Here is a 9,682-nt window from a genome sequence, read left to right as displayed (position 1 = left end):
CGTGAACCAGGCAAGAAATACGTGCATTGATCTCTTTAGGGGTTGCGACTCTCCAGCGCTATGATTACACCCCACGGCAGTGGACCGATAGCTCAGCTGGATAGAGTACTTGACTACGAATCAAGGGGTCGGGGGTTCGAATCCTCCTCGGTCCGCCATTATACCCTTGTCAGATGCCAAGCAAAACCGATTTTTGTGACAGATTACTGACCCACTCGGCGCAATTTCCTGAAATCATAGCGACGTTGCTCAGTTGAGTTGGTGATCGTAAGATCCGGCCATTCCAGCCTTTGTCTGATCTCGGAAGCCTCGCTTGGTCAAAAGCTTACCTGCCACTCCCGGAACGAACTTTCCGCAGTTGCCGCTGACGGTGTCACATGCCGCAAGCGAGCCGGCAACTTCCTTGTTGTCGCGGCTTGCGGCCAGGAACGGCGCCATTTCGATGCAGAGGTTTTGCGGCGACATTGCCTTTCCGATCGACCCGCTCTTTCGTGGAGAGAAGGTAGCAATCAAGCAATTGGCTCAGCTGGCAGGGTGTGACGTGACCGCACTGGAGCGGGTTTCTATCCGCCACCTCGGTAAGGGCCATTTTCGACTTCGGGATGAATTTGCCTCTCTTCAGAGCTTTCAGCGCTCGCGCATCCGCGTCTGCCCGGAGTGCATACGGACCGAAATGCCGTCAGCAGCAGAGTCCTGGCGTGTGCCGCGTCGCCTCCAGTGGAAATTCTCGTCTATCCGGAGCTGCCCTAAACACAGCAGCATGCTCGCATGCCTTCCAGCCGAGAAATTCAACAAGAACGCCAGAGACTTCGCGGCGCAGCTGCAAAAACACCACGGTTGGATTTTGGATCAGCCGGTGGTCCAGGCAAATTCCAGCCCTTTCGAGGCGTACCTCACGAACCGCATCCTGAGCGGGCGGGGAGACCGATGGATCGACCGTCTTGAACTCAACGTGACGTCTCGCGCATGCGAGGTGCTGGGCCTGCGTATTGCAATGGGGCCAGATGCTGTGCTGGCGGGGCACAGTGAGTCAGACTGGAGGAAATATGGTGTCTTGGGCTACCACGTACTGAAAGACGGCCCTGCAGCTCTTTCCGACTGTCTTGCAGCTTTGGCTCGCGAGGACGGCGCGGACAGCAGGTTCTTCTGCCGACTCTTTGGCCCCTGGATTGCGTGGCTGAAAAGCCGGAGCCTCGGCGATGAGTTCGAGCCCCTTCGTGACGTTGTGCGGCGACACGTCTTCGGCAATTTTTCCGTCAGAAAAGGAGTGCTGGTGCTGGGCGTGCCTTCGGAAGGAACAGCTTCTTCGAACCCACAGAAGTCGCTTTCGCTGACTGGGTTCGCCAAGCGCAATGCCGAAGACCTGATTTGCCGAGGTCTCGCAACGCGTGACGCTGGTGGCGGTATCGTACCGATGAATTTTGTAACCCAGCAAATGCTCGACGCCTACGAGCGTGAGAAGAAGTTCTTTCGGGCCGGGCAGAGTTCGCATGAAAAAGCTGAAAGTAGCGTATATGGTGCCGATAACGCTAGGGCGTCGGGAGAGAGCGGCCTTTCCGTCGGTGACGCCGCCCGGCAGTTAAGAGTGACGGTCAAAACAGTAGGGTATTTGATCCAGCATGGAATGCTGTGCGGGGTGGATACCTCAGAGCTCTACCGCCGAGGGGCGACTGTTGTCACCGCTGATAGTCTGGCGCAGTTTCAGAAGAGCTTCATTTCTTTGGGCGATCTCGCCGAGATCACGGAGCGCCCACAAGGTGCATTTTCGATGAAACTTAGAAATGCCAACGTGGCCCTGTTGGCGATGCCCCATGATCTAAGCCGGATCTACTGGCGCGAGGATGTGAGTGCCGACGTAACAACCGAAAAATGACCTTCTCGGCCCATTCCTGCCGTTCATCCATGACAGTGCTCGCCGCAGTGCGGCCCGTCAGACCGGACTTTCGCTGCGCTGCAATAATCTTTGCCTGCTCGAATTCACAGTTCGCCGGACAAAGTGAGCATTCGCTGCGCATCGCTCCAATGGCAGGGAATACTCTTGTGGCCCTTCCACCCAGGAGCTGCAACTCGTTGACAAGGGAACATTCCGGGGTACATTCACGCTGTCCATATAGATCAGGGAGGGTTGGATGCATTTCAAACGTTATCACGACCGAACCCGTGGACCTGTCTTGGCCCCGCAGAATGGTTTGCGGGGTTGATCAGACGCTTCTTTCACGAGAAAAGCCTTTCGGTAGAGACGCCTTTGGGCTGCATTTTGCCAAAGTGAAGCTTACCCGCGTCTGATATCCGCGCTCGGCTTCGTGCCGCTCCTGATGCCCATGCAAACCTAGCATCCAACCCGGAGAACCCCGGGGCGGATACTTTTCGCTTTTCAGGGCAATATCGGACAATTTCAAATGAACAATCTTTTCAAAATTTATCGCCGGGCGCTTCCGCTGAGTCTGGCAAACATGTCTCTGGCCGCATTGGTCTTTACCGACATGGCCATGCTGGGACACCACGATCTTTCGGAGATGGCCGAAGGAAGCGTCATGATGCAGGTCTATCTGGTTATACTGGTGCTGGGTGAGGGCATCGTTTTTGGCTTCAGCCCAATCTACGGCCGCAACCATCGGGAAAAGGGGGCGGGCAAACCGCACATCGGAGCGCTCTCGGTGATCCTCTTTCTGGTCGTGTTCTATGCGCTTGTCGGCTTAACCATGCTTGCTCAGGCCAATTGGGTTCTGGGCTCTTTTCTTAAGAACTGGTCGGTTTCGGACAGCGCCCATTCCTATGTCATCCTGCTGGGCATTGCGTTGCTTCCGAACCTACTCTTCATCGTCTTCTGGGAACTGTTGGCCTTCGAGGAAAAGGAAATTCTGGTGTTGTATGGAGCGCTGATCCAGTTCGGAACCAACATCACTGCGAACTATGTGCTGATCTTCGGTCATTTCGGCGCCCCGGCACAGGGGCTGACTGGCGCGGGTTGGGCAACAGTGATCTCCTCCACCCTTGGTGCGGCGGTAATTGGTCTTTCCTGCAGCAGGCATGTCGATGGTTTCGCACAGGTTGGCCGCCACCTGTTTAGGGACGCCCGAAAAAAAATGCGTGTCGGGTTTGAAATTCTTAGAACCGGTCTACCTGCCGGGATAACCATCATGTTGACGATCGGCTTCCTGAGTCTCTCCTTGGTGTTGATGGCCCAGTTCGGTACGCAGGCTGTCGCGGCCCACAGCGCCGCCATGCAAATTAGCGAGGTTTTGGTGCTCTTTGCCCTGGGTTTCGGAGATTTTGCAGCCATCCGCTTTGCGTCTATCGGTGATCTTAACCAGGAAACCGCAAGGCGCGAGCTATCGCAGATCCTTCACGCAGCCCTGCTGCTCTTCGTGCCGATTGTTGGTCTTGCTCTTCTGGCGCGGCCTGTCCTGGCTCTGGTCTTTTTTGACGTGGGAGGCCCTGAATTCGAAGCGGTGACGGCCCTGCTGTATGCCTTTACCCGCTGGTCTTTGCCCTCACTGATCTTCAGCCTTGTGCTTATGGTCCTGCTGGGCAGTCTACGAGGTGTTGGGGTGACAGCCAGATCAGCGACTGTTGTGCTTATTTGCTACTGGTTCTTTGCGGTCCCGGTGCAAGTCTTCTGGCTCGGGCAACAAGATCCTATGCCGGTCTCAATCTGGCACGGTCTTGTACTCGGTTTCCTGCTAGCGACCCTTGTTCTCGGCCTGCTGTGGAACCGTCTCATCCTCCCAAAGAACCCTCGTTTGTACGAATCCTGAACTGCTGCCAAGGCGCGTAGAGCGGTACCCCGATCGCAATAAGCATCTGATGAAAGGAATAAAAATGGCAATAATGATGTTCACCTAAGCAGGTAACGTCGACGCCGAAACAGAGGCGCATTTTTCACACGGACCTTTCGAAAAACCTTGAAATTCTATCTGCTTGAAGTTTCCGAAGAAGTCGGACTCCTGCTCAAAATCATTCCACAACAAGGATGACATCAAATGACCAATGTCTCATATCGGCGTTCAAATTCCACGGATGCACAAACGGTTTTCGAACTCGTTTCGCGCTCAGTTTCTCGGTTGGCTCCCACACCTTATAGTCAGGAAGTTGTTGACACATGGATGGCCGGCCGCGTCGCAGGTGACTATCATGAGGATTGCGCTGGAGAGGTTATCTGGATCGCGGAACTGGACGGCAAACCAATTGGCTTTGCACATGGTGAGGCCGGAGAGGTAGTTCGCCTCTTCGTAGATGCCGACCATACGGGTTTAGGTGTTGGCGCTGGCCTGATGCAGCGCGCTCTTGAGGATGCCCTTCCCAACAAAAGCGGAAAAGTCAAAATTGAGGCGACGCTTAACGCGGTTCCATTCTACCAGAGATGGGGTTTTGCAAAGGTAGGAGACGGCGTGTTTTCGGGGCGAGAAAAAACCCTTCCGCCAATTGATATCGCCATTCTTGAAAAGGTGTTCTGAATGGTAAACTGCGCTTCGCTTCCCGACATTCATGCGGTGCGCAGCATTCGGTACTCTGGGGTCTTCACGGTCACCGGAAGCAGCGCAGCATCCAGCCGATTAGGTTCCGGCTAGGCGTTGAGGACGGCCCAAAGGAGACACTCGTTTTGTCATCCTCCGCTGCAGTGCAGCTACCCCAGACCAGCCATTCGAGCTGGCGCGCAACATCCGAAAAACGGTGGCTTTCAAAACACATCAACCTTGCTTTGAATTCCGGGCTGAGCGCTCTCGCATCTTTCCGAAAAATCGACGCACAGGTGTCTGGTTCGCGAGCTCTGCATGCAGGGTTGCCTCTTCGACATATTCGGCTGGGAGAGTCACAAAGGCTCCTTTTTCGCGCCCTCGCAACCAACATTTCTCCGGCAGCCAATTACCCGGTGGCCGTTTGTCGATTTTGAGCAAGATGAGAAATCCGCCAAGACAAAACCTTACGACGTTCACTCCTTTCTTCCTGTCTGGCATGGGCGTGCGATAGTAATAGACGTCGCCATCAAGTTCGATGATACGCGCAATCGTGACATCAATAGCATTGGGAATTTGTCCGCCACTGAGCGCGACCATCCTAAGGATATCTTTGTAAGGGCCGATGTCGATACGTCCCCTGTCGGGAATTGTGACAGCATATTTCCAAGCAATGCCTGAGGCAAAACGTACCAGCATATCTCCGTCCACGCCGTCCACGCTTATGATCTTCCCTGCGCTGACAGGTTGCGTACGGATTTTCCGAAAGAGGTCAAATGCGTAGGATTCATAGCGCCCAAGTATGTTGTCACAATCCCCGCACAAAATATCTTTGTCGTAGACGCCAGTATGGCTAACCTTCGGATGAGGGTTGCCCTTGTGAACAATCAAGTGTTGCTCACCGCGATCAGCTTTCACCTCCATTACGAATGCTTTGGGGATCAGATGTGCTTCTATGGTCTTGGGTTTTCCGCAATTTAGGCAGGGCAAACTGCATCCTTCTCTCTTCAGACTCTTTTTTGACCGGCCCATGCCGGACTCTCAGCACCCTGCTCGGATGACGCGGGCAGCCCACTTTGCCGCCATTTGGTGAAACAGAACGCTTTGTAACCCCTCACGCCCACATTCCACAGAGAATCCGCAGGGCTTCGTGCGAGATATCACTCGAATCGCTGTTCGCGTTCTTCATCTCTTTGTCTGTCACGCACGCGTTCTCGTTCGATTTCCATGGCCAGTCGCGCTGACACCGACTTAGCGGCCTTGGTTATCTCTTCCCGTTTATGCTGCGACAGTGCGGCAATGGCATCGGCCCTGGGCTGCATGACGTCTGCACGGCTCCCAGACCACGACGATGGGGTGACACGATCCGCGTAGGCGTGAAGGACTGGTTCGTGCTCTGGGGCGGCTTCAAGAAACCCAACAGCGGATGACGTTATGGAAGAGCCATCCCTATTCCCATCGCCTTTCTCCCAAAGCCTGATACCTGACGCGACCAAACCCCAGACATCCGCTTCGTTCCGTTGCTGACACCACTCAATCAGGTCGGCCACATCGATCTTGGAGAGCGGGCAGCGCCGAATGCCCCCGTGACGAATGAAGAAGGTGCGTCGACTCTGCTGATCCTCTGTCCCCTGGAAAACACGATTCAGAAATGCCTTGGGCATCAGCCCTGCTGTAGTTTCAATCGCTTTCTCGAACGAATGAATGTAGCCGTAACGCACGTCCACAACAGAGAATATTGTATCCAACCACTCTGTCTTTTCGGCGTCATTGCCGTCGAAGACAAGTGCGGCCTGGATGACATTTTCCATGCGATAATCTTTGCTGCCACCAGGGTCGCTATGATCCGACAACAGTGATTTGGTGGCCGCCTTCAAACCAAGGTTTCTCAGTTCAGGCCCCAACGTATCGACCGCAGGGTCCTCCCCGTGCAGCTTCATACTGAGCGCTTCAAGCAAAGTGTCGTCGCCGCCCGACTTCTTCAGTAGCTTCTGCGCAAGCTCCAACAAACGTTTGGACGGTAGGTGTGCATAGTTATCCCGCCAAAGGATAGGTCCGAACATCCAAGTCCGAGTTTCTTCATCGTCGAGCAGGGCCATGCACCGATCCAGATCGCTCTCTGTGAAGTCATTCCATGGATGCAAGCCCACAAGGACATTTTGAAGTTCTGTGTGTTCTGCGCATTCATCCAAGAGTTCTCTTGAAAGTCCGTTGTCGTTTGCAGCCACCTCTTCGATGAAGCCGCCGATCACCGCAAAATCGTGGTGCGAACCGGATGAATTAGCGAGGTGTTCCAGCAAGCCTTGCCAACCTTCACGATAATTGTGGCCCCCCTTAGCAAGGCCGACACCGAACGCTCTGCGATAGGGCATCCAGTCGTTTGAGAACAAGTCAGCCCCTAACTCATCGAGGGTATGGTCTGATGCTGCAAAGCTCTCACCCAAGTCTGTTGCCTTTGCAGCCAACCGGTCCTCAGCCGCGCGGTATTTGTCGTCGCTGCTGTCGTCGAACTCGTCGTCAAGTGCCCAGTAATCATGTCCTTTGCCAAGCACGAATGTTTTGATCTTTGCGATTAGGTCGCAAGGCTCCAGGTCCCGATCAAGGTCTGCCAGTTCTTGGGGAAGTGGTTCCGGCTCAGCTTCACCCTTCTCCCTCGTGTGGTCGAAATAGATGATCGAACGAACGGCCTTCCAGCCTGCTCCCCACGGCTCGTGATCATTGATCGCCAGCGCTGCTTCGACCAGTTTATCCCTCATTGCTTCCTGATGCCAAAGACTGCGAAATTCATTCGCCAGGACCTGCCGTGCACGGCTCTTGATGTCCTCGTCATCAGAATTTGCAAGCCGCACTGCCAGATCAATGTAAGCAGTGCGCCACTCCACGAGTTGCTCATGGTTGGGGCGGTATCCATAATCCCTCGGCCTTGCCCCAAACTCGTTCAGACCAAAGCCCGTCCATGGTGGTCCATCCAGCGCCGTTGAAAGAAGCTTCAGACCCAAGGAACGCCGTCCCACATCTTCGGAACTCAGGCACTCTTCTACGATGGCGAGGCGTTGCGCCAGGGATGCATGAGTGCCTGAAAGATATGGCTGAAAAAAGCCAGAAATCTTGTCTCTTACCGCATCATAGTTGTTGTTTTCATCTTCATAGTCCGCAACGCGGATCAGAAGTGACACGCAGCGGTCAAAGGCATGGGCCTCGTAGGCCAAAGATTGAATTAGGTTGAGAATCGTGGTCCTGCGGGGATTATGCTTAGGTTCCATACCCTGAAAGTCTGGAGAGGTGAGTTCGGCTTCAATCCGATCAAGCAGCGCATCTGGTGCGACGGGCCCAATGTAGTCCAGTATCCTCGATCCATTCTCATCGAGGTCGGAAATACGGCCCAGAAGGCCATCAGGTTGCAGCCATGCCTCAACAATCTCACTGGCAACAGGGTGATCATGCATCAAGCCAAGCCTGTGAGCGAACGACATCAGAAGGCGACTGTTTCCTTGCGCTTCAAATGACGATCTCAGGGTCTCAACGGGGATGCTTTCTAACGCAGAGCCTGCCAACCTGTTTGCGACTGCATGGGGCAATATCGCCCTCCAATGGCCTCTCTTTTGCACGACATGTCGTTCCGCCAGCTTCTTGGTGGCTTTGAACAATTGAGCCTTTGAGTGCCCCGAAATCGAGCCCAAGACTTCCAGTTCGTTCTGACCGACTTCTAGATCTGAAACCGAAAACGAATATACCAAAGACAGAGTCTCGGCCTGTTCGCGAAGGTCACCATCATCTCCCTTCCGCTGTTGGAAGAGACGGTCGAACAATTCTGCGTCTGACAATTGGGCGAGGCCCTCACCCTGTTCAACTCTTTCTGCGATTGCCAAGGCTACCCTGGAATTGCCATCGGCAAACTCGGCGACGCGCCGTGCGTTTCCCTGACCAATTTCGGGAAAACGGCGCATCAGAAGTTCTTCGGCGACTTCCGGTCCGTTCGCCTCTATGTGGATCACTTCAGTGGTTTGCGGTTTGTCGTCTCTTATATCGTATTCAACCGTGATCAGGCTGACATCACCACTTGCAGCCGACACCTTGCTTGCCAAAGCCGAATGCAGATCAGATGGGCAATTGTCGAGGATCATCACCGCGCGACGCCCCTCGGAAATCAGTCGGTCAAGCATAGCGGATGCTGAGGGATCAGGGTCTTGTCCGGTGTCCACGTAGACGGCGACGGTCCTATCGAGTGGATCGTTACCTACAGTTTCGTCAAAGAGTGCTTGGACAATTCGTGTCTTACCAACACCTGAAAGCCCCGTGATGCGGATCGCCTTGTTTGAGGTGCGGATCAAACGCCGCATAGGTTCTATGGCGTCCTCGATTGAAAGCTCCTGACCTCGCTCCGTCGGCACTTGGACGATGATACCTGGGGCAGAGATGAGAGTGTCGGGTGATCCCTTTGGAGGGTTGCTCCAGGCTCCATAGGGCTGCCATCCCGAATAGCCTTGACCGAGCTTGCCTTTCAACCACAGCAACACCGACGGGTGCTGGCGAACCCATTGAACCAGCTTGGAACGGTCGAAGAAATCGAGGTGGATGTTCTCATTGTTGGGATCATTGGCTACAGCCGCCCGCAAGGCATCGAGGCGATCCTTCTTCATCGGTGGCGAACAATCATCAGCGAGACTCACAATGATGTAGCTGCCGCCGATCTTCGCCTGGTTTGATATAGTTGGATTAAGTTCGCCGTCTTTCGTCATCTCCGCTGTGATCGCGGATTTCGGCATCGAGTCCTTCTTGGACTGAAGGATCGTATCTGGGCGGCTAATGAAGCCTGTGTCCAGTTTGGGGGCGTTCACCTGCACATGTATGTCGATGCCATCGTCAGGCGCTTTGATCGAGCCCGACCAACTGACACTCGAAGGGCTATGTCCACGTGCGGCGACCTCTGCTTCGGCCAGCCTTGCAATCAACTCTTCCAACAGAGTGTCGGACAGCCGCAGCAAGTCATCCTTTTCGATATCAAAAATCGCCATCTCACCATTCCAATACAACGGGTTGGTGGTCTAACATAAAGTAGCAACAACATCTAGCCATACAGGCGACGAGCACACTACTGGGGCAAAAGGTTCATTTACCGATCACTAGCACCTAGCTTTCAGCCGAACGAAAACCGCAGCGGCTTCGAACGTCAGCTCTTTAGCGGGCAGACTGCAGTGTTTGTGAGTGCAGCGAACTTCCGCTTT

Annotated in this window: 5 protein-coding genes and 1 tRNA gene; 4 read left to right on the top strand and 2 right to left on the bottom strand. The window is 54.3% G+C overall.

From position 1 onward, the window contains the following. Window positions 1–81 precede the first annotated feature (81 nt). The 4 genes from L1069_RS22910 to L1069_RS22895 all read left to right on the top strand — a co-directional run bounded on the left by L1069_RS22910 (window position 82) and on the right by L1069_RS22895 (window position 4,457). Window positions 82–158: transfer RNA gene (locus tag L1069_RS22910), tRNA-Arg, on the top strand. A 155-nt stretch (window positions 159–313) separates the two neighbouring features. Next, window positions 314–1,873, top strand: coding sequence for a TniQ family protein (locus tag L1069_RS22905; RefSeq protein WP_237457181.1), 1,560 nt, complete (start codon window positions 314–316; stop codon window positions 1,871–1,873). A 526-nt stretch (window positions 1,874–2,399) separates the two neighbouring features. Beyond that, window positions 2,400–3,758 carry an MATE family efflux transporter gene (locus L1069_RS22900; protein WP_237457180.1) on the top strand — a complete coding sequence of 453 codons (1,359 nt, stop codon included), beginning with the start codon at window positions 2,400–2,402 and terminating at the stop codon, window positions 3,756–3,758. A 225-nt stretch (window positions 3,759–3,983) separates the two neighbouring features. Further along, the gene (locus tag L1069_RS22895) at window positions 3,984–4,457 is read left to right on the top strand and encodes a GNAT family N-acetyltransferase (protein ID WP_237457179.1); all 474 of its coding nucleotides are present in this window, start codon (window positions 3,984–3,986) and stop codon (window positions 4,455–4,457) included. Window positions 4,458–4,691: 234 nt separating this feature from the next. Here L1069_RS22895 and L1069_RS22890 read toward each other — a convergent pair whose 3' ends face one another. Both L1069_RS22890 and L1069_RS22885 read right to left on the bottom strand, forming a co-directional pair. Beyond that, window positions 4,692–5,381: a hypothetical protein gene (locus L1069_RS22890; RefSeq protein WP_237457178.1), complete on the bottom strand. Its 690-nt coding sequence runs from the start codon at window positions 5,379–5,381 to the stop codon at window positions 4,692–4,694. A gap of 236 nt (window positions 5,382–5,617) precedes the next feature. Continuing rightward, window positions 5,618–9,472 carry a hypothetical protein gene (locus tag L1069_RS22885; protein ID WP_237457177.1) on the bottom strand — a complete coding sequence of 1,285 codons (3,855 nt, stop codon included), beginning with the start codon at window positions 9,470–9,472 and terminating at the stop codon, window positions 5,618–5,620. Between the last annotated feature and the right edge of the window lie 210 nt (window positions 9,473–9,682).

The organism is Leisingera sp. MMG026, assembly GCF_021654205.1.
In the GTDB taxonomy this organism is placed as follows: Bacteria; Pseudomonadota; Alphaproteobacteria; order Rhodobacterales; family Rhodobacteraceae; genus Leisingera.
Note: the sequence above shows the minus strand (reverse complement) of the source record. Positions and strands in the feature narration are given on the sequence as shown.

Excerpts from the sequence above, each read along its gene's own strand:
- L1069_RS22890 (WP_237457178.1), bottom strand. The coding sequence starts at position 5,381 with ATGGAGGTGAAAGCTGATCGCGGTGAGCAACACTTGATTGTTCACAAG.
- L1069_RS22900 (WP_237457180.1), top strand. The coding sequence starts at position 2,400 with ATGAACAATCTTTTCAAAATTTATCGCCGGGCGCTTCCGCTGAGTCTG.
- L1069_RS22885 (WP_237457177.1), bottom strand. The coding sequence starts at position 9,472 with ATGGCGATTTTTGATATCGAAAAGGATGACTTGCTGCGGCTGTCCGAC.
- L1069_RS22895 (WP_237457179.1), top strand. The coding sequence starts at position 3,984 with ATGACCAATGTCTCATATCGGCGTTCAAATTCCACGGATGCACAAACG.